Here is an 18,343-nt window from a genome sequence, read left to right on the forward strand (position 1 = left end):
CTTCACCCGATCGTGTGGCCGGGGCGCCGGGACCACTAGGCTCGGTTCCATGACTGATCATGTGCACGACCTGGCCTCTGTACGTGAAGCCACGGAGCGGCTGCTGAACGCGGTCGCGAAACTGGACAACGCCTCCCTCTCCGAGGAGTCACACCTCCCGGGATGGACCCGCGGCCACATCCTGGCCCACCTGGCGCGCAACGCCGACGCCCTCGTCAACGTCTTCGAGGGCCGCCCCATGTACGAGAGCGCCGCCGCCCGCGACGCGGACATCGAGCGCGACTCCGGCCGGCCCCTGGAAGAACACCTGGGGGACCTCCGTGATTCCGCGGCCCGCTTCACGGCCGTCTCGGAGCCCGCCCAGGACTGGGGCCGCACCGTCGAGCTGCGCAACGGCGTCACCGACCTGGCCGCCAACGTGCCCTTCCGCCGCCTCGTCGAGGTCGAGCTCCACCACGTCGACCTGAACATCGGCTACGAGCTCTCCGACCTCCCCGACGAGTTCACCGACCGGGAGATCGCCTTCCTCGCCGACCGCTGGTCCGGCCGCCCCGACGTCCCGCCGGTCACCCTCACCGACCCCGGCGGCGAGCCCGTCGCGCGCACGGGCGGCACCGAGGGCACTCCCGTGACCCTGAGCGGCCCCAAGGACGAGCTGCTCGGCTGGCTGGCCGGCCGCGGCCTCAAGGGCGCCCACCTCGCCGTCGTGACCGGTGACCGCCTCCCCGAACTCCCCGCGCTCTAGGATTCCGACATGACGTACAGCGGAGCGGTCAAGGTCGGCGGTCCGGCCGACGTGCACGAACTCGCGGACCTGATGATTTCCAAGGTCGCGGTGGGTTCCATGAACAACAACGCGTACCTGCTGCGCTGCCGGGCCACCGGCGAGCAGCTGCTGATCGACGCGGCGGCCGAGGCGGACACGCTGCTGCACCTGATCGGCGACGACGGCATCGCGTCCGTCGTCACCACCCACCAGCACGGCGACCACTGGGGCGCCCTCCAGGCCGTCGTCGACGCCACCGGCGCGCGCACCTACGCGGGCGCGTACGACGCCGAGGGCATCCCCGTCCCCACGGACGTCCCGGTCCAGGACGGCGACACGATCACCGTCGGGCGGGTCTCCCTGACCGCGCGGCACCTGGTCGGGCACACCCCCGGCTCGATCGCGCTGGTCTACGACGACCCGCACGGGCACCCGCACGTGTTCACCGGCGACTGCCTCTTCCCGGGCGGCGTGGGCAACACGTGGGGCGACGCGAAGAACTTCGCCAGCCTCATCGACGACGTCCAGCACAAGCTCTTCGAGCAGCTGCCGGACGAGACCTGGGTCTACCCGGGGCACGGGAACGACACCACGCTCGGCGCCGAGCGCCCGCACCTGGCGGAATGGCGCGAGCGCGGCTGGTGAGCCGAAGCCGCCGGTGATCCGCCGGCACGGCCGGTGGCCGCGGTCAACCCCGCGGCGCCGTGCACTCCTTCCGGTCGACCTTGACCGAACGCATGTCCTGGGGGCGCGGGTTGGGGTAGTTGCTGCACCATGCAACAACACCCCTCCCCGTCCCCTTCCCCCTCATCGCCCTCGATGCTGCGCCTGGCCACCGCCTCCCTGGTCGGCACCGCCATCGAGTTCTACGACTTCTTCGTCTACGGCACGGCCGCCGCCCTGGTGCTCGGCCCGCTCTTCTTCCCCTCGTTCTCCCCGCTCGCCGGGACCCTCGCCGCGTTCGGCACCTTCGGCGTGGGCTTCCTCGCCCGCCCGCTCGGCTCCGTCCTCTTCGGCCACATCGGCGACCGCTACGGGCGCCGCCCGGTGCTGCTCGGGTCCCTGCTGCTGACCGGCGTCGCCACGGTGGCCGTGGGCTGCGTGCCCTCCTTCGCCACCATCGGCATCGCCGCGCCGGTCCTGCTGCTCCTGCTGCGCTTCCTCCAGGGCCTCGGGCTGGGCGGCGAATGGGGCGGGGCGGTCCTGCTCACCGCCGAGCACGCTCCGGAGCGGCGCCGGGGGCTGTGGTCGAGCTTCCCGCAGATGGGCCCGGCGGCGGGCTTCCTGCTGGCCAACGGCCTGACGCTGGCGTTGTCCGGGACCCTGAGCGACGCCCAGTTCACCTCCTGGGGCTGGCGCGTGCCGTTCTGGGCCGCCGGGCTGCTGGCGCTGGCCGGGCTGTGGCTGCGCCGGTCGGTCGAGGAGACCCCGGAGTTCCGGGCGCTCGCCGAGGCCGGGCGGCAGGCCGACGCGCCGCTCGCCGAGGTGCTGCGCGGCCACTGGCGGCTGCTCCTGCTGACCGGCGGGGCGATGGCGGTCGGGTACGCCGTGTTCTACTCGGTCACCACCTGGTCCCTCGCGTACGCCACCGGCCGCCCGGGCGTGGACCGTACGGTGATGCTGGCCATCGTGATGGCGGCGGTCCTGGTCAAGGGGCTGGTCACCGCGCCGCTGGCGGTGCTGGGCGACCGCTGGGGGCGGCGGCCGCTGTGCCTGGCCGGGAGCGCGGCGTGCGCGGTGTGGATGTTCCCCTTCGTCGCCCTGCTGAGCACGGCGGACCCGCTGCTGATGACGCTGGGCTGCGTCGGCGCGCTGCTGGCGATGGTGGTGATGTTCGCCGTGGTCGGCGCCTACCTGCCCGAGCTGTACGCCCCGCGCGTCCGCTGCACCGGGGCCGCCGTCGGCTACAACCTGGGCGGTGTGCTGGGCGGCGCGCTGACCCCGATCGTGGCGACGGCCCTGTCGGGCGGCTCGGGTCCGCCGTGGGGCGTGGCGGTGTACCTGACGGTGGTTTCGCTGGTCAGCCTCGGCTGCTTCGCCCTGCTCCCGGACACCCGGCCAGCCCTGGCCCGGGCGGCCCGGACGGAGCCGGCGGTGGCCTGAGGCGGGTACGCGGCGGAACGGGGACGGGCCCGGGAGCAGCGGCTCCCGGGCCCGTCTTCCGTGCGGCCGGCCTGCGTACGGCCGGCCTACGGCCTGCGCACGGTCAGGCGTCGACGCTCTTCGTCTCCGCGGCGGCGGCCTCGGCGGCCGCCTGCTTCTTCGAGGCGATCAGGCTCGTGATGGTGGTGATCACCAGGACGCCGCAGATGACGCCGAGGGAGACCGGGATGGAGATCTGCGGGACGTGCACCCCGGACTCGTGCAGGGCGTGCAGCACCAGCTTGACGCCGATGAAGCCGAGGATCACGGACAGGCCGTAGCTGAGGTGGACCAGCTTCTTGAGCAGGCCGCCGATGAGGAAGTACAGCTGGCGCAGACCCATGAGGGCGAAGGCGTTGGCGGTGAAGACGATGTACGGGTCCTGGGTGAGGCCGAAGATCGCGGGGATCGAGTCCAGGGCGAAGAGCACGTCGGTGGTGCCGATGGCGAGCATGACGACCATGAGCGGGGTCAGGACGCGCTTGCCGTTGCTCTGGATGAAGAGCTTGGTGCCGTGGTAGCGGTCGGCGACGCCGAACTTCTTCTCGATCGACTTGAGGAGGCGGTTCTCCTCGAACTCCTCGTCCTCCTCGTCCTTGCGGGCCTCCTGGATCAGCTTCCAGGCGGTGTAGATCAGGAAGGCGCCGAAGATGTAGAAGACCCACGAGAAGGTGGTGATGATCGCGGCGCCGGCCGCGATGAAGATCGCCCGCAGCACCAGGGCGATCAGCACGCCCACCAGCAGGACGCGCTGCTGGAGGTGGGAGGGCACCGAGAATTTCGCCATGATCAGGACGAAGACGAAGAGGTTGTCCACGCTCAGGGACTTCTCGGTGATGAAACCGGCGAAGAACTCCTGGGAGGCCTGGGCGGTGCCGAAGAACAGCAGGCCGAGGCCGAAGAGGACGGCGAGCACGATCCAGACGACGGTCCAGATGCCCGCTTCCTTGATGGAAACGTCGTGCGGCTTACGGCCGATGAGGAAATCGGCGCCGATGAGGATGCACAGACCGGCGATGGTCAGCACCCATAGGGTGGTCGAAACTTCCACGGTATTACGCCTCCGGCGGATGGCTCAGCACATGGTCAGCGTCATCGCTGCCGGAGGTCTCTTCCACCCGGCGGCCGGAAAGCCGCGGGCCGACGCCCCGGGGCCGACTGCGTCAGATCATCACAGTGGTCCGTATTGACGGGCACGCCGCGCAGGACATAGCAGGAATACTCCCCTCCGCGCGTCCAGGGTACCCGCGGAGGGGGTAAAAGGTAAAGGGCTGACCAAGAAGGGGTCACCCGCCGGTCATGGAACGCCCCTTCCCGAACCTACCGCCGCGCCTCCTTCACACGCTCCAGTGCCTGGTCGAGGACGGTACTGCCCTGCGGGGGAAGGTCCGGCTCGAAGGTCCAGGCGTGCTGGACCCAGGGGTCGGCGAGGTGGCTGTCGGGCACCGGCGAGAGCCGCATCAGCGAACGCCACAGCGGATCCAGCAGGGGCCCGTACGCCGATGCCTCGTCGCGGTCCGCGACCATCAGCAGGTGCACCCCGACCGCCGGGCCCTCGTCGGCCAGGTAGCGCAACTGGGTGACGGCCCGGTCGTCGAAGCCGTGCGGGAAGTCGTGCACCACCAGCAGCTGCTCCGCCCGGTCCACGTCCGCGGGCAGCTCGTCGGGGGCGCCGGCGCGCAGCGCCATCTGTACGAGGTCCACGCGCCGCGTCAGCTGCGCGAGGATCCGGCTCACCCCCTCGGCGCCCGCCGCGGGCGGGGAAGCCAGTACGCCGGCCCGTACCAGCGGGGCCAGGGAGGCCGCGCCCGCCCCGGCGGCGTCGATGACGTGGACGGAGAACCGGTCGGCGGGGTGCACCGCGAGCAGCCGCACCGCGTGGGCGACGGCCATGTCCATGGCGGCGCGGCGCAGCCGGTCCGTGTCCATGGCCATGGCCGCCTCGGAGCCGGTACGGCCGTTGTCGATCCACAGGCCGCGCTCCAGCGGGAGCCGCATCAGCATCGGGATCCGCAGGCCCGGCTTCTCGGGCAGGCTCAGGTTGCCCAGACGCAGCGCCAGCGGGGCCTCCTCGGGCAGGCCGCGGCCGTGCCAGACGGGGTTGTCCCAGCGGGCGTACGCGGGCGGCAGCGCGGGCTCGACGACCTCGGACTCGGCGACCAGCTGGGCCAGGTCCCGGTCGAGGACGGCCCTGGCCTGCGCGACCAGGTCCTCCCGGCGGGCCCGGGCGGTGTCGCGGGCGGCGTCACCGGCGCCGCCGACGCGGTGGCGCGGGTCGGACAGGACGTCGTCCAGTTCGCGGTCCATCCGCGAGTCGGCGAAGTCGACGGCGCCGCGGTAGGCGGCGACGGTCCGGGCCAGGTCCTCGAACATGCCCCAGACCTGGTTGTAGAGCCGCTCGTCCATGGACCAGCCGCCGGCGTCGCCGGCGACCGGGGCCGGGGGCCGGCCGGGCTCGGCGGCGGGAGCGGGGCGGGGTGCCGGCTCGGGGGATTCGGTGCTGGTACGGCGGCGGCGCGGGTGGGCGTAGTCGATGGTGGGCGGGCCCGACGCGGCCGCCGTGTCCCGCGCGGCGGCGGGCGCCGGGCCGGGGGTGCCCGCGTAGGGGACCCCGGAGACCGGGACCGGGTCCTGCGGCTCGGGGGCGGCGGGCCGGCGGTCGGCGTGCGGCGCGCCCTGGGCCTGCGGGGGCAGGGCGGCGAAGCCGCGGCCGCCGCCGGCCGTCCCCGCCGCACCCGCGGTCCCGGCCGCACCCGTGGTCCCCGCCGCCCTCGTGGCCCCTTCGGCGCCCGGGGCCGCAGCGGCTCCGCGCAGGGTCGCCGCGGCCAGCTCGGCGGCCTCCGGGGCGGCCATGCCGCCGTCGGTGAGCAGGGCGCCGAGCCCCTCGGCGTACCCCTGGCCGACGGCCCGTACCTTCCAGGCGCCCTGGCGCCGGTACAGCTCCAGGGCGATCACGGCGGTCTCGGCGTCCAGCCCGGTGAGGGTGAAGCCGGCGATGTCGTCCCCGCCGGGCACGGCGACCGCCGCGTGCGCGGCCGGGACGGCGCCGAAGCACAACGGGCCGCCGGGCGGCAGGACGAGGAGCAGGCCGATCCGGTGGACCTCCGGCGCGACGGCGCCGAGGTCGACGGCGAGGGCGTGCCGGTCGGCGACCCCTTCCGGCAGCCCGAGCCAGGAGGGGGCCGGGGCACCCGGGCGGGCCAGCGCGCCGGGACCCGCGAGGCGGCCCTGTTCGTCCGCGAGCGAAGCCAGGGCGAGCACCGGAGCGCCCGCCGAGACCCTGACCTCGACCCTGTCGTGGGGCACGGGGTGGTTCTGCCCCCGGACCAGTTCGGCCGTCATCGTGCAGCCCCTCCCCCGTGCCTTCTTCTCTTGTTCCCGTCGTGCTCTTACAGGTGCGGCAGGATCGCCGGCATCAGGTCCTGGAAGGTCCGGCCGTTGGCCGGGTTGCCCAGGGCCGTCATCTGCCAGCCGCCGCCGGACCGGGACACCTTCGCCATGATCTGGGCGGTGTACTGGCCGCCGCCGTCGAGGGTGTAGCGGGCGAGCTCCTGGCCGTTGGTCTCGTCGACGATGCGGCAGAAGGCGTTCTGCACTTCCTGGAAGGTCTGGCCGGTGAACGAGTTCACCGTGAAGACGATCGTGTCGATGTGGACCGGGACCCGCTGGAGGTCGACGAGGATGGCCTCGTCGTCCCCGCCCTGGCCGACGCCGCCGACGAGGTTGTCGCCGGTGTGGCGGACCGAGCCGTCGTCGCTCTGCAGGTGGCGGAAGAACACCACGTCCACCGGCTGCTTGTCGGCGAAGAGCACCGCCGACGCGTCGAGGTCGATCTCCCGTGTCCGCGAGCCGAACAGGCCCCGGCGCTTGGCCGCCTGCCAGCCGAGGCCCATCCGGACCGCCGTCAGCGTGCCTCCGTCCGCCTTCTGCAGACTGATGGCCTGACCCTTGGTCATGTTGACCGTCACGCGCGTACCCCTCTCGTATCCCGCCCCTGAAGCCCGCAGCGTGCACCTGCGGCTGGTTCCACACCCTACTGACCGCCCGGGGGTCAGGCGAGGCCCGCTTCCCTCATCTGGCGAAGCTCCTTCTTCAGCTCGCCCACCTCGTCCCGGATCCGGGCGGCGACCTCGAACTGGAGCTCCGCCGCCGCCCCCCGCATCCGTTCGGTCATCTGCTCGATGAGCGCGGCCAGTTCCGCGGCGGGGCGGTCGGTGGGCACCGCCGCGGCCTTGGCCGCCTTGCCGCCCTTGCCCTTGGCCGGGGCGGCCGCGCCGCCCAGCGCCGGGACCGGCGCCTTGGCGCCCTTGCCCTCCTTGGCCTGCCGGTAGCCGGTGCCGAGGAGCTCCTCGGTGTCCAGCTCCTCGCGGGCGATGGTGGCGACGATGTCGTTGATCTTCTTGCGCAGCGGCTGCGGGTCGATGCCGTTGGCCGTGTTGTACGCGATCTGCTTCTCGCGGCGCCGGTTGGTCTCCTCGATGGCCTTCTCCATCGCCGGGGTCATCTTGTCCGCGTACATGTGGACCTGGCCGGAGACGTTGCGCGCGGCGCGGCCGATGGTCTGGATGAGGGAGGTCCCCGAGCGCAGGAAGCCCTCCTTGTCGGCGTCGAGGATGGCCACGAGCGACACCTCGGGCAGGTCGAGGCCCTCGCGCAGCAGGTTGATGCCGACCAGGACGTCGTACTCGCCGGCCCGCAGCTCGCGCAGCAGCTCGATGCGGCGCAGGGTGTCGACGTCGCTGTGCAGGTAGCGGACCTGGATGCCCAGCTCAAGGAAGTAGTCGGTGAGGTCCTCGGCCATCTTCTTGGTGAGGGTGGTGACGAGGACCCGCTCGTCCTTCTCGACCCGGCCGCGGATCTCGTGCACCAGGTCGTCGATCTGGCCCTCGGTGGGCTTGACCACGACCTCCGGGTCGACGAGTCCGGTGGGGCGGATGATCTGCTCGACGAAGCCGTCGGAGCGGGAGAGCTCGTACTTGCCGGGGGTGGCCGACAGGTAGACGGTCTGGCCGACCCGCTCCAGGAACTCCTCCCACTTCAGCGGGCGGTTGTCGAGCGCGGACGGCAGCCGGAAGCCGTGGTCGACCAGGGTCCGCTTGCGCGAGGCGTCGCCCTCGTACATCGCCCCGATCTGCGGCACGGTGACGTGCGACTCGTCGATGACGAGGAGGAAGTCCTCGGGGAAGTAGTCGATGAGCGTGTTGGGCGCCGAGCCGCGCTCGCGGTCGTCCATGTGCAGCGAGTAGTTCTCGATGCCGGAGCAGGAGCCGATCTGGCGCATCATCTCCAGGTCGTAGGTGGTGCGCATGCGCAGCCGCTGGGCCTCCAGCAGCTTGCCTTGCTTCTCCAGCTCGGCGAGGCGCTCGGTGAGCTCGGCCTCGATGCCCCGGACCGCCTTCTCCATGCGCTCGGGGCCGGCGACGTAGTGGCTGGCGGGGAAGACGTAGAGCTCGCGGTCCTCGCTGATGACCTCGCCGGTCAGCGGGTGCAGGGTGGACAGCGCCTCGATCTCGTCGCCGAACATCTCGATGCGGACGGCGAGTTCCTCGTAGACCGGGAAGATCTCGACGGTGTCGCCGCGCACCCGGAAGGTGCCCCGGGTGAAGGCCAGGTCGTTGCGGGTGTACTGGATGTCGACGAAGCGGCGCAGCAGCTGGTCCCGGTCGATCTCCTCGCCGACCTTGAGGGGGACCATCCGGTCCACGTACTCCTGGGGGGTGCCGAGGCCGTAGATGCAGGACACGGAGGCGACGACGATCACGTCGCGGCGGGTCAGCAGCGAGTTGGTCGCGGAGTGACGCAGCCGCTCCACCTCCTCGTTGATGGAGGAGTCCTTCTCGATGTAGGTGTCGGACTGCGGTACGTAGGCCTCGGGCTGGTAGTAGTCGTAGTACGAGACGAAGTACTCGACGGCGTTGTTCGGCAGGAGCTCGCGGAACTCGTTCGCCAGCTGGGCGGCGAGCGTCTTGTTCGGCGCCATCACCAGCGTGGGGCGCTGGAGCTTCTCGATCATCCACGCCGTGGTGGCGGACTTGCCCGTGCCGGTCGCACCGAGCAGTACGACGTCCTTCTCACCTGCGCGGATGCGCTTCTCCAGCTCGGCGATGGCCGCCGGCTGGTCGCCGCTGGGCTGGTACGGGCTGACGACCTCAAAGGGTGCCACCGTGCGTTCGATCTTCGATACGGGCCGCATGACTCCACCGTACGACCCCGCACCGACACTCACGCCCGGCCCACGGGATCCGGGCGGTGCGGCCCGTGGGCGCGGGGGTGCTCCGCACGGGTCCGGCGGTGCTCCGTACGGGTCCGGCGGGCGGAGCGGATCTCCCCCTTTCCGGTCAGTTTGTCGTAGTCCGGTGGCGGCCCGGTGATCTTCGCGCCGATGATCGCGGTGAACGCTCCGCCGTGCCGCGCACCGCCACAACGTCCGCCGCTCCGCACCCGTCTGACGCAGGACCAGGGCTCACGACCCGAGGAGAACGCACATGTACCTCCGCCCCGCCACCGCGGCCGCCGCCGCGATCCTGGGCTTCACCCTCACGGTGCTGGGCGGGACGGCCGCCCCGGCCGCCGCCGGCCCCGGCTCGCCCGACGCCACGACCGGGGTCCTCGGCCCCGTCGTGTACGCCCACCGGGGGGCTTCCGCGTACGCCCCGGAGAACACCCTCGAAGCGGTCGACCTGGCGAGGCGGCTGGGCTTCGACTGGGTCGAGAACGACGTCCAGCGGACGAAGGACGGCGAACTGGTGGTGATCCACGACGACACCCTCGCCCGCACCACCGACGTCGAGCAGCTCTTCCCCGGCCGCGGGCCCTGGCGGGTCAGGGACTTCACGGCGGCGGAGATCGCGCGGCTGGACGCGGGGAGCTGGTTCTCGCCGCGCTTCGCGGGCGCCCGGGTACCGACCCTGCGCGAATACATGGAGCGGGTCCAGGAGAACCGGCAGAAGCTGCTGCTGGAGATCAAGAAGCCGGAGCTCTATCCCGGGATCGAACGGGAGACGCTGGACGTCCTGGACGAGACGGGCTGGCTCGACGGGGACCACCTCTCGCACCGCCTGGTGGTGCAGAGCTTCAGCGCGGACTGCGTACGGACCGTCCACGGCCTGCTCCCCGACCTGGTGACGGCCTTCCTGGGCACCCCCGCCGTGGCCGACCTGCCGCGCTACGCGGAGTTCACGGACCGGATCAACCCGTGGCACACGACGATCTCGGCGGACTGGGTGTCGGCGGTCCACGGCCTGCTGGGGGCCCACGGCAAGGCCATGGAGGTGGACACCTGGATCGTGGACGACGCGGCCACGGCCCGCAAGGTCCGGGACATGGGCGTGGACGGGATCATCACGAACGCCCCCGACGTGGTGCGGAACGCCGTGATGGGCTTCTGACGGCCGGGCCCGCCCCCGCCCGGCCCGGGCGGCGCTCCGGCCGGGGCGGGGGCCGGGGCGGGGGCCGGGGCGGCCCGGCCGGAAGGCGCCGCGCTGTCGGTGGCGGGCCGTACGGTGGAGGCGTGGACAGCACCGAGCGGCCCCGCGGGCCGTACCTCGAATGGACCGTCGTCCCCAGCGACATCGGCCCCCTGCTCCTGGCCGCGACCCCCGAGGGTCTGGTCCGGGTCGAGTTCCACGCGCGCCCGGACCGGGCCGGCCGGATGATCGGCTCGCTGGTCTCCCGGCTCGGCGCCGACGCGCGGCGGCCGGACCCGGGCGAGGAGGTACTGCTCGCGGAGCCGATACGCCAGCTGAAGGCCTACTTCGCCGGTTCGCTGCGGCGTTTCGAGCTGCCGCTGGACTGGCGGCTCAGCTCGGGCTTCAACCGCCAGGTACTGCTGGAGCTGGACCGCTCGGTGCCCTACGGATCGGTCGTCGGGTACGGGGAGCTGGCCGCCCGCGTCGGGCAGCCCGGCGCGGCCCAGGCCGTGGGGAACGCCATGGGTTCGAACCCGCTGCCGGTGGTCGTCGCCTGCCACCGCGTGGTGGAGAACGACGGGGGGATCGGGGGCTTCGGGGGAGGCGTCGAGACCAAGCGGATCCTGCTCGCGCTGGAGGGCGTACTCCCACAGCCCCTGTTCTGACCTGCTCTTTCCGCGACTCCGCCGACAGCGTGGGGCCGCGCCCCGGGCGGTGGCTCCCGGTTCCCCCGCGCGCCGCGCGGTGGGAAACTGCCGCCGTGACCACTTGCGCCGCACCAGGCCCCGTCCCGTCCTCCCCCGTCGAACCCCCGCGACGGGGGTGTCCGGCGTGAGCGCCTCCCCCGGCACGTCCGCCGGCACCGAGGGCGCGGCCCCCGCGGTCGACGCCGCCGCGCTGCCACGGCTGCAGCGCCGGACGACCACGGTGCTGATGGCCGCCCAGGTCCTCGGCGGCCTGGGCGCGCCGATCAGCATCGCACTGGCCCCCGTCCTGGCCACCGAGATCAGCGGCACCGAGGCCCTGTCCGGCCTCGCCTCCACCGCCGCGGTGATCGGCACCGCCGTGGTCTCGCTGCCGCTCGCCGCCCTGATGACCGCGCGCGGCCGCCGGCCCGGGCTGGTGGTGGCGTACGCCATCGGCACGGTCGGCGCGGCCCTGGTCGTGCTGGCCGCCTCGGTGAGGAACTTCCCGCTGCTGCTGCTCGGCATGGCCGCCTTCGGCGCCGCCTCGTCCGCCACGTTCCAGGCCCGCTTCGCCGCCGCCGACCTCGCCGCGCCCGACCGGCGGGCCCGCGCGATCTCCCTGGTCGTCTGGGCCTCCACCCTCGGGGCGGTACTCGGACCCAACCTCTCGGCACCCGCCAGCGACAGCTTCGCCGGCACCTCCATACCCCAGACGGCGGGACCCTTCATCTGGGCCGGCGCCGTCTTCGTCCTCACCGGCACGCTGATCGCCGTGTTCCTGCGGCCGGACCCGCTGCTCACCGCCCGGGCCCTGGCCGGGCCCGCCGAGCAGGCCCGTCAGTCCGGCTCGCTGCGCGCCGGCGTGGCCGCCGTCAAGGCCTCGCCGCGGGCCCGGCTCGCGCTGCTCACCGTCGCCGTGTCGCACACCTCCATGGTCTCGATCATGGTGATGACCCCGGTCGACCTCGGCCACCACGGCGCCGACCTGCGGCTCGTCGGCCTGGTGATCAGCGGCCACATCGCGGGCATGTTCGCCTTCTCCCCCGTCATGGGCTGGCTCGCCGACCGCCTCGGCCGGCTGTCCGTGATCGGCCTGGCGGCCGGGCTGCTCTCCATCGCCGCCCTGCTCGCCGGCACCGCCGGCGCGAACCACGCCCAGGCCGCGGCCGGCCTCTTCCTGCTCGGGCTCGGCTGGTCCGCCGGGATGGTCTCGGGGTCGGCGCTGCTGACCGACTCGGTGCCGCAGGCCGCCCGGGCCGCCGTACAGGGGCTCGGCGACCTGACGATGAACACCGCCGCCGGTGTGGGCGGCGCGGCGGCCGGGCTGGTCATGGCCCAGGCCGGCTACGGCTGGCTGAACGCCATCGGGGCCGCTCTGCTGCTGCCGATGGCGGCGCTCGCCCTGTTCACCGCGCGCCGGCACCCGGCGTCCGCGAAGGCGGGGGACATCGGCGGCTGAGGTGCCTCAGCAGTTGATGTGGTAGGCCTTGCGCAGCGTCTCGTGGACCGTCCAGGTGGTCCGGTCGCCCTCCCTCAGCACACAGGCCGAGCCGGGGCCCACCTCGAACGTCGCGCCGCCCTCGACCTCGATGGTGGCGCGGCCGGCGACCACCACGAACAGCTCGTCGGCCTCGGTGTCGGTGACCACCCCGGGGGTGATCTGCCAGATGCCCCGGATCTGCGAGCCGTCCTCCGACTCCCACAGCACCTTGCCGGTCACGACCGGTGAGCCGGAGACGATCTGCGCGGGGTCGAGCTCCTCGGTCTCCAGCTCGCTGTCGGGGACGTCCGCCACGGACACGGCGAAGGAGGCGGGGGCGGTGCGGTCACTGGTGCTCATGGCCCGTCAGCCTAGGCCCGCCGCCCCGCCCCGCGCGGTGACCAGAGCGTCCAGCGCGGGCGCGTCCGGCGCGTCATTCCGTCGAGCGCGTGCGCGCCACCGGCCGCCGCGCCCCGAGGACGGGCTGGTGGAAGCCTGTCTCCCCGGCCGGGTGCCAGACCGGTTCGCCGAAGCCCGCCTGCCGCACGTACCGGGCCGTCTCCTCCTCCGGCAGCGCCCAGTACGTCGCCGTCGACGTGTGCGTGCTCCAGCTCTCCCCCGAGGGCAGCAGCTGGAACAGCTCCACGTCGTAGCGCTCACCGTCGGCGTGCCAGTGCCACAGCTGGAAGGTGATGGTCCGTCCGTCCGGCCCGGTCCGGACGTACGGGGCCTGGCTCGCGGGACGGGTGCGGCGCAGCTCGCCGTACGGGCGGGTGGAGAGCAGCAGCAGTCCGCCCGGCCGCAGTACCCGGCGGCTTTCGGCCAGAGCCGCGCTCACGTCGTCGCCGGTCAGCAGGTGCGGGAGCGCGTTGTCGGCGCACACGACGGTGTCGAAGGAGGCGTCGGCGAACGGCAGCGCCCGCATGTCGGCGGCCGCGACGGGCAGGGCCAGACCGCGGGCGGCCGCCTCGCGCGCGGCACGGGCGGCGGCGAGGGGGCTGAGGTCGGTGCCGGTGACCCGGTGGCCCAGGCGCGCGAGGCCCAGTGCCTGTGTGCCGATCCCGCAGGCGTTGTCGAGGACGGTGTGCGGTCCCGGGCCGAGTGAGGCCCTGAGCAGGGCGTCCAGAGCGCGGCCCTGGCGGTCGACACTCGCGTCCCAGTCCGCGTACATGAGGTCGTAGCGGGAGGCGAGTTCGTCGTAGAAGCTCCGGGTGTCCATGCGGGCACGCTACTCGGACAGGTTCGCGCCGGAGCGGGAGGGGCGTGTTTGGGGGCGTGAATCCCGTGCCAGGGATGGGGACATGCCACAGCACAGAGCATCTGCATCTGCATCCCCGTCCGGCGGACCGGTCCTGTCCGAAGAGGTGCGCGAGGCGCTCGCCGCAGGCCGGCCCGTCGTCGCCCTGGAGTCGACGATCATCGCGCACGGCCTGCCGCGCCCCCGCAATCTGGAGGTGGGGCTGGAACTGGAGGACCTGGTCCGGGCGGAGGGTGCTGTTCCGGCGACCGTCGCCGTGCTGGACGGGGTGGCCCGCGCGGGCCTCGACAAGGCCGCGCTGGAGCGGATCGCTGCGGGCGGGGGCATCCGCAAACTGGGCCACCGGGACCTCGCGCCCGCCCTCGCGGCGGGGGCGTCCGGGGCGACCACCGTGTCGGCGACGGCCCTCCTGGCGGCGCGGGCGGGGCTTCGGGTGTTCGCCACGGGCGGGCTGGGCGGCGTACACCGGGACTGGACGCGTTCCCAGGACGAGTCGGCGGACCTGGCGCTGCTCTCCCGGACCCGGATCGCGGTCGTGTGCGCCGGAGTGAAGTCGATCCTGGACGTGCCCGCCACGCTCCAGCGCCTCGAAACGCTCGGCGTCGGTGTCGTCGGCTACCGGACGCGGCGCTTCCCCGGCTTCTACCTGGCCGACTCCGGCGAGCCCGTCGACTGGACGGTGGAGGAGCCCGAGGAGGTGGCGGCGGTGATGGCCGCCCAGGACGCCGTCGGCGGACCGGAGTCCGCGCTGCTGGTGGCCAACCCGGTGGCGGAGGCCGAACAGCTGGATCCGGCGCTGCACGACCGGGTCCTGGCCGAGGCCCTGGCCGAGTGCGAGGAGCGCGGCATCACCGGGCAGGCGGTGACGCCGTTCCTGCTGGGGTTCCTGGTCCGCGCGACGGGCGGCGCCTCGCTGGAGGCGAACCTGGCGGCGGTGCGCGGCAACGTGCGGCTCGGCGCCCGCATCGCCCGGGCGTGGGCGGCCCGCGCGTGACGGCGGCGCTGCTGGTGGTCGGCGACGTGGTGACGGACGTGGTGGCGGTGCACCGCGAGCCCCTGGCCCCGGCCACCGACACCGCCGCCCGCATCCGCACCCTGCCCGGCGGGGCCGGGGCCAACGCGGCCTGCTGGGCGGCCCGTACGGGCGCGGCGGAGGTACGGCTCCTCGCGCGGGTGGGTTCCGAGTCGGTCAGCTGGCACGAGCGGGCCCTCGTCGACGCGGGGGTCCGGCCCCGGCTGGTGGTGGACCCGGCGGAGCCGACGGGCACGGTCGTGGCGCTGGTCGGCGAGGACGCGGAGCGGACCTTCCTGACCGACAGCGGGGCCTCGCTGCGGCTGTGCCCCGCCGACTGGTCTCCCGCGCTGCTGGACGGCGCCGGGCACCTTCACCTGTCGGGCTACCTGTTCTTCTCGGACAGCAGCCGGGAACTGGCCCTGGTCGCGCTGCGGGCGGCCCGCACGCGCGGGGTGCCCGTCAGCGTGGACCCCGCCTCGGCGGGCTTCCTCGCCGAACTGGGGCCCGAACGCTTCCTGGCCGCCGTGGCGGGGGCGGACGTACTCCTGCCGAACGAGGACGAGGCCCGGCTCCTGGCGGGCGTACGGGAACCCGCCCGCGCGGCGGTGGCGCTCAGCCGGCGGGTGCCGCTGGTGGTGGTCACCCGGGGCTCCGGCGGAGCGCTCGTCGCCGAGGACGGCCGGATCACCGCCGAGGTCGACGCGGAGCCGGCCGAGGCGGTGGACACCACCGGCGCCGGAGACGCCTTCGCCGGCGGCTTCCTGGCGGCCCGCCTCGCGGGGGCCACCCCCGCGGACTCCGCCCGAGCCGGCTGCCGCGCGGCCGCCACCGCGGTGTCCCGCATGGGAGGGCGCCCGCCCTCTTGACCCGGGGCGGGGCTGGTTCCGGCGCTGCCGGCGATCGGGGCGCGGCGGCCGGGTCGGCTCCCCCGGGGGCTCCTCCGGCGGTGGCCGGGGGAGAGTGAAGGGATGGGCTAGCCACTGCGGAGGCCCGTCCAGGCCGGGTGGCGGGGGTCGTCCGCCCGGACCAGGACGTCGGCCGTCGAGGCCGGGTCCGTGTCCCGCGCGTAGCGGGCGAACGCCGGGAGGGTCCACCGCTCGGCGTCGGGCGTACGGCGGGCCAACGCCCCCGCCGAGAGGCTGACGTGCACGCTGAGGTCGAAGGGGAACCAGTGCCCCAGCAGCAGCGGCCCGTGCACGATCAGCACACCGCCCGGCGGGAGTTCCGCGTACGGGCTGCGGGTGGCCCGGTCGGTCACCGGGTCCCACAGGTCCGGCAGGACCCGGCCGCTGCCGCCCGGGTCCGTCGGGCCGAACACCTCGCGCCACAGCGCGCCCGTGTCGTACCAGCCCCCGAGGTACGCGTCCACGTCCTCGCGCCCGAACTCGAACCGCAGCGAGGCCGGCCGCAGGAAGCCGCCGGCCGCGACCACGAGCACGGCCCGGCCGCGCGAGCGCAGCGCGTCGGCCAGCTCCCCCGCGAGGACCCCGGTGTCCGCGGCGGGCGCCCCGTCGATGCCGACGCGCTGCCAGGTGCCGGCCTCGGCGGGCGCGTCGAGGTGACCGGCGAGCCGCTCGGCCATCCGCTGCCAGGTGATCGCTTCCAGCTTCACCAGCCCATTGTCAGTGGTGCGCCCTAACGTTTTTCACGAGGGATCACCGGTGGAACGGAGCCGGCGGCCCTGCTCTTTGGGGAGGGGTCTGTCATGGCTCGGGAGACGACTTATCTGGAGCTGTCGCAGGAGAACGGCGCGGCGCACAAGTTCTACGAGGTGACCGTGGACGGCACGGCCGTCTCGGTCCGGTACGGCCGCATCGGCGCGACCGGCCAGATGCAGAGCTCCTCGTTCCCGACGGCCGAGAAGGCCCGCGCGGCGGCGGCCAAGAAGATCGGCGAGAAGGTCCGCAAGGGGTATGCCCCGGCGGTGCAGGGGGCGCGCGCCGCCCGCTCGGTGACCCGTCGGCAGGTGGCTTCGGCGCCGTCGACGGCCCGGGCGGTGGCGCCGGTGCTGTGGCGCTTCCGGACCGGCTCCTCGGCGTTCGGCATCCACGTGGACGAGGACCGCTGCTGGGTGGGCAACCAGGCGGGGGACGTGTACACGGTGAGCCACGGCGGAGAGGTGCTGGCCCGCTACTCCCTGCCGGACGGTGTGAAGTGCCTGGTGGCGGACGAGTTCTGGATCTACGCGGGCTGTGACGACGGCACGGTGTACGACCTGTCGTCCAAGGTGCCGTTCGCGGCGTACGGGATAGCCGCCGACGTGGACATCTACTGGCTCGACATCCACGAGGGCGTGCTCAACGTCTCCGACGCCAACGGCGGTCTGACGGTCATCGACCACGAGGACGAGCACCAGTGGTCGCGGCGGTCCGCCGGTACGGGGGCCTGGATGGTCCGCGCGGACGAGCGGGCGGTCTACCACGGGCACAGCGGCGGTGTGACGGCCTACGCGGCCGACGGCACGGGCGAGCTGTGGCACACGAGGACGCCGGGCGGGGTGCTGTTCGGCTGGCAGGAGGAGCACGCGGTGTACGCGGGGACGGTGCGCAACACCGTGCAGCGCCTGTCGAAGGCGACGGGGCGCGTCGAGGCGGCGTACCCGTGCGACGCGGCGGTGTACTCGTGCGCGACCTCGCCGGACGGCCGTCATGTGTTCGCGGGCGACTCCTCCTCGTCGGTGTACTGCTTCGACGCCGACGGGCGGCGGCTGTGGAAGCTGGGTACCGGTGGCGGGTCCGCGCTGTCGATGCAGTACCTGGACGAGCGGCTCTACCTCGTCACGACGGACGGCTCGCTGGTGTGCGTGGACGCGAGCGAGGCGGCGATCGCCGCCGCGCAGCAGGGCACGGTGCCGACGGCGGTGGACGTGAAGTCGGCGGCGGCGCTGCCGGTCTTCACCCCGGCGGCCTCCGCCGCGGCGGTGGCGACGGTCTCGGTGGCCTCGGTCCCGGCCGGAGGCGTGGTCGTGGAGTGCGTCCAGCAGGGCGGGCGGATGCGGGTGCAGGTGGTCTCGGACGGCTTCGAGCACGGCTGGAACGTGCAGTTCCCGCGCGGGATCCGGGAGGTCGGTGCCCGTTACGTGGTGGACGGGCTGCATGCGGCCAGCGGGGGCTTCTACCGGGTGCGCGGGGAGATACGCCGGCTGGTCTGAGCGGCGCACCGGGGGTCCTCGGGGCCGTGGGTCCCCCCGGGAGGAGTCTGGGGGCCGCAGGGCGTGGCGTCGAGCGGCGGCCGGGCGGGTACCGACCAGGGGTCGTCCTCGGTGAGGGCGCAGGTCACCTGGAGGACGACGGGCCTTGTGCCGAGGTTGCGTCCGAGGTGGACGTTGGCGGCGCCCGCCGGTTCGATGAAGGTGGCTCCCGTCGGGTGGACCTCGACGGTGCCGTCGGACAGGAACCGGGTGAGGGTCCCGGACTTGACCACCGCCATGAGCGGCACGTGGTGGTAGTGCCATCCGGTGCAGCCGCCGGGCTCTATGACGATCTCCCGGCCCGTGAGGCCCGAGCTCGCGGCCGCCCTCGCTCTCGATCTCGCCCTCGGTCTCGCCTTCGGACGCCGTACCGTCGCCTGCCGTCCACCCATGTGCT

17 protein-coding genes are annotated in these 18,343 nt (G+C 73.6%); 9 read left to right on the top strand and 8 right to left on the bottom strand.

Features of this window, described 5'->3' with window-relative positions:
- Positions 1 to 49: 49 nt before the first annotated feature.
- The 3 genes from AC069X_RS34005 to AC069X_RS34015 all read left to right on the top strand — a co-directional run bounded on the left by AC069X_RS34005 (position 50) and on the right by AC069X_RS34015 (position 2,869).
- Positions 50 to 745 (top strand): maleylpyruvate isomerase family mycothiol-dependent enzyme, encoded by a 696-nt coding sequence (locus tag AC069X_RS34005; protein ID WP_478734822.1) that lies wholly within the window; start codon positions 50 to 52, stop codon positions 743 to 745.
- Positions 746 to 754: 9 nt separating this feature from the next.
- Positions 755 to 1,411 (top strand): MBL fold metallo-hydrolase, encoded by a 657-nt coding sequence (locus AC069X_RS34010; protein WP_478734824.1) that lies wholly within the window; start codon positions 755 to 757, stop codon positions 1,409 to 1,411.
- Between the two features lie 174 nt (positions 1,412 to 1,585).
- Positions 1,586 to 2,869 carry an MFS transporter gene (locus AC069X_RS34015; RefSeq protein ID WP_478734826.1) on the top strand — a complete coding sequence of 428 codons (1,284 nt, stop codon included), beginning with the start codon at positions 1,586 to 1,588 and terminating at the stop codon, positions 2,867 to 2,869.
- 103 nt (positions 2,870 to 2,972) lie between these two features.
- On the opposite strand, the gene AC069X_RS34020 is transcribed toward AC069X_RS34015, so the two are convergent.
- From AC069X_RS34020 to uvrB, 4 genes are all read right to left on the bottom strand, one after another.
- Positions 2,973 to 3,959, bottom strand: coding sequence for a TerC/Alx family metal homeostasis membrane protein (locus AC069X_RS34020; protein ID WP_478734828.1), 987 nt, complete (start codon positions 3,957 to 3,959; stop codon positions 2,973 to 2,975).
- Positions 3,960 to 4,228: 269 nt separating this feature from the next.
- Positions 4,229 to 6,250 carry a TerD family protein gene (locus AC069X_RS34025; RefSeq protein WP_478734830.1) on the bottom strand — a complete coding sequence of 674 codons (2,022 nt, stop codon included), beginning with the start codon at positions 6,248 to 6,250 and terminating at the stop codon, positions 4,229 to 4,231.
- A gap of 47 nt (positions 6,251 to 6,297) precedes the next feature.
- On the bottom strand, positions 6,298 to 6,876 hold the full coding sequence (locus AC069X_RS34030) for a TerD family protein (protein WP_478734832.1): 579 nt from the start codon (positions 6,874 to 6,876) through the stop codon (positions 6,298 to 6,300).
- Between the two features lie 83 nt (positions 6,877 to 6,959).
- Complete coding sequence (gene uvrB / locus AC069X_RS34035; RefSeq protein ID WP_478734834.1) at positions 6,960 to 9,101, bottom strand: excinuclease ABC subunit UvrB; 2,142 nt, start codon at positions 9,099 to 9,101, stop codon at positions 6,960 to 6,962.
- Positions 9,102 to 9,393: 292 nt separating this feature from the next.
- Here uvrB and AC069X_RS34040 point away from each other — a divergent pair, with 292 nt between their 5' ends.
- From AC069X_RS34040 to AC069X_RS34050, 3 genes are all read left to right on the top strand, one after another.
- Positions 9,394 to 10,296, top strand: a complete 903-nt coding sequence (locus AC069X_RS34040; RefSeq protein ID WP_478734836.1) for a glycerophosphodiester phosphodiesterase — start codon at positions 9,394 to 9,396, stop codon at positions 10,294 to 10,296.
- A gap of 122 nt (positions 10,297 to 10,418) precedes the next feature.
- Positions 10,419 to 10,982: a methylated-DNA--[protein]-cysteine S-methyltransferase gene (locus tag AC069X_RS34045; RefSeq protein WP_478734838.1), complete on the top strand. Its 564-nt coding sequence runs from the start codon at positions 10,419 to 10,421 to the stop codon at positions 10,980 to 10,982.
- 268 nt (positions 10,983 to 11,250) lie between these two features.
- Positions 11,251 to 12,462: an MFS transporter gene (locus AC069X_RS34050; RefSeq protein ID WP_478734909.1), complete on the top strand. Its 1,212-nt coding sequence runs from the start codon at positions 11,251 to 11,253 to the stop codon at positions 12,460 to 12,462.
- A gap of 6 nt (positions 12,463 to 12,468) precedes the next feature.
- Here AC069X_RS34050 and AC069X_RS34055 read toward each other — a convergent pair whose 3' ends face one another.
- Positions 12,469 to 12,843 (bottom strand): cupin domain-containing protein, encoded by a 375-nt coding sequence (locus tag AC069X_RS34055; protein ID WP_478734840.1) that lies wholly within the window; start codon positions 12,841 to 12,843, stop codon positions 12,469 to 12,471.
- Positions 12,844 to 12,916: 73 nt separating this feature from the next.
- On the bottom strand, positions 12,917 to 13,702 hold the full coding sequence (locus AC069X_RS34060) for a class I SAM-dependent methyltransferase (RefSeq protein ID WP_478734841.1): 786 nt from the start codon (positions 13,700 to 13,702) through the stop codon (positions 12,917 to 12,919).
- 82 nt (positions 13,703 to 13,784) lie between these two features.
- Here AC069X_RS34060 and AC069X_RS34065 point away from each other — a divergent pair, with 82 nt between their 5' ends.
- On the top strand, positions 13,785 to 14,735 hold the full coding sequence (locus AC069X_RS34065) for a pseudouridine-5'-phosphate glycosidase (protein WP_478734843.1): 951 nt from the start codon (positions 13,785 to 13,787) through the stop codon (positions 14,733 to 14,735).
- The gene (locus tag AC069X_RS34070) at positions 14,717 to 15,622 is read left to right on the top strand and encodes a carbohydrate kinase family protein (protein WP_478734845.1); all 906 of its coding nucleotides are present in this window, start codon (positions 14,717 to 14,719) and stop codon (positions 15,620 to 15,622) included. The genes AC069X_RS34065 and AC069X_RS34070 overlap by 19 nt, the downstream gene beginning before the upstream one ends.
- Positions 15,623 to 15,729: 107 nt before the next feature.
- On the opposite strand, the gene AC069X_RS34075 is transcribed toward AC069X_RS34070, so the two are convergent.
- Complete coding sequence (locus tag AC069X_RS34075) at positions 15,730 to 16,368, bottom strand: nucleoside/nucleotide kinase family protein (RefSeq protein WP_478734847.1); 639 nt, start codon at positions 16,366 to 16,368, stop codon at positions 15,730 to 15,732.
- Positions 16,369 to 16,461: 93 nt separating this feature from the next.
- Between AC069X_RS34075 and AC069X_RS34080 the strand changes: the two genes are divergently transcribed.
- Positions 16,462 to 17,907: a WGR domain-containing protein gene (locus AC069X_RS34080; protein WP_478734849.1), complete on the top strand. Its 1,446-nt coding sequence runs from the start codon at positions 16,462 to 16,464 to the stop codon at positions 17,905 to 17,907.
- On the opposite strand, the gene AC069X_RS34085 is transcribed toward AC069X_RS34080, so the two are convergent.
- On the bottom strand, positions 17,871 to 18,338 hold the full coding sequence (locus AC069X_RS34085; protein WP_478734851.1) for a cupin domain-containing protein: 468 nt from the start codon (positions 18,336 to 18,338) through the stop codon (positions 17,871 to 17,873). The genes AC069X_RS34080 and AC069X_RS34085 overlap by 37 nt on opposite strands.
- Between the last annotated feature and the right edge of the window lie 5 nt (positions 18,339 to 18,343).

This window comes from Streptomyces sp. NPDC043896 (assembly GCF_056435605.1).

Coding starts and splice junctions, on each gene's coding strand:
- AC069X_RS34050 (WP_478734909.1), top strand. CDS start 11,251: ATGGCCGCCCAGGTCCTCGGCGGCCTGGGCGCGCCGATCAGCATCGCA.
- uvrB (WP_478734834.1), bottom strand. CDS start 9,101: ATGCGGCCCGTATCGAAGATCGAACGCACGGTGGCACCCTTTGAGGTC.
- AC069X_RS34085 (WP_478734851.1), bottom strand. CDS start 18,338: ATGGGTGGACGGCAGGCGACGGTACGGCGTCCGAAGGCGAGACCGAGG.
- AC069X_RS34040 (WP_478734836.1), top strand. CDS start 9,394: ATGTACCTCCGCCCCGCCACCGCGGCCGCCGCCGCGATCCTGGGCTTC.
- AC069X_RS34010 (WP_478734824.1), top strand. CDS start 755: ATGACGTACAGCGGAGCGGTCAAGGTCGGCGGTCCGGCCGACGTGCAC.
- AC069X_RS34065 (WP_478734843.1), top strand. CDS start 13,785: ATGCCACAGCACAGAGCATCTGCATCTGCATCCCCGTCCGGCGGACCG.
- AC069X_RS34080 (WP_478734849.1), top strand. CDS start 16,462: ATGGCTCGGGAGACGACTTATCTGGAGCTGTCGCAGGAGAACGGCGCG.
- AC069X_RS34055 (WP_478734840.1), bottom strand. CDS start 12,843: ATGAGCACCAGTGACCGCACCGCCCCCGCCTCCTTCGCCGTGTCCGTG.
- AC069X_RS34005 (WP_478734822.1), top strand. CDS start 50: ATGACTGATCATGTGCACGACCTGGCCTCTGTACGTGAAGCCACGGAG.
- AC069X_RS34060 (WP_478734841.1), bottom strand. CDS start 13,702: ATGGACACCCGGAGCTTCTACGACGAACTCGCCTCCCGCTACGACCTC.
- AC069X_RS34015 (WP_478734826.1), top strand. CDS start 1,586: ATGCTGCGCCTGGCCACCGCCTCCCTGGTCGGCACCGCCATCGAGTTC.
- AC069X_RS34025 (WP_478734830.1), bottom strand. CDS start 6,250: ATGACGGCCGAACTGGTCCGGGGGCAGAACCACCCCGTGCCCCACGAC.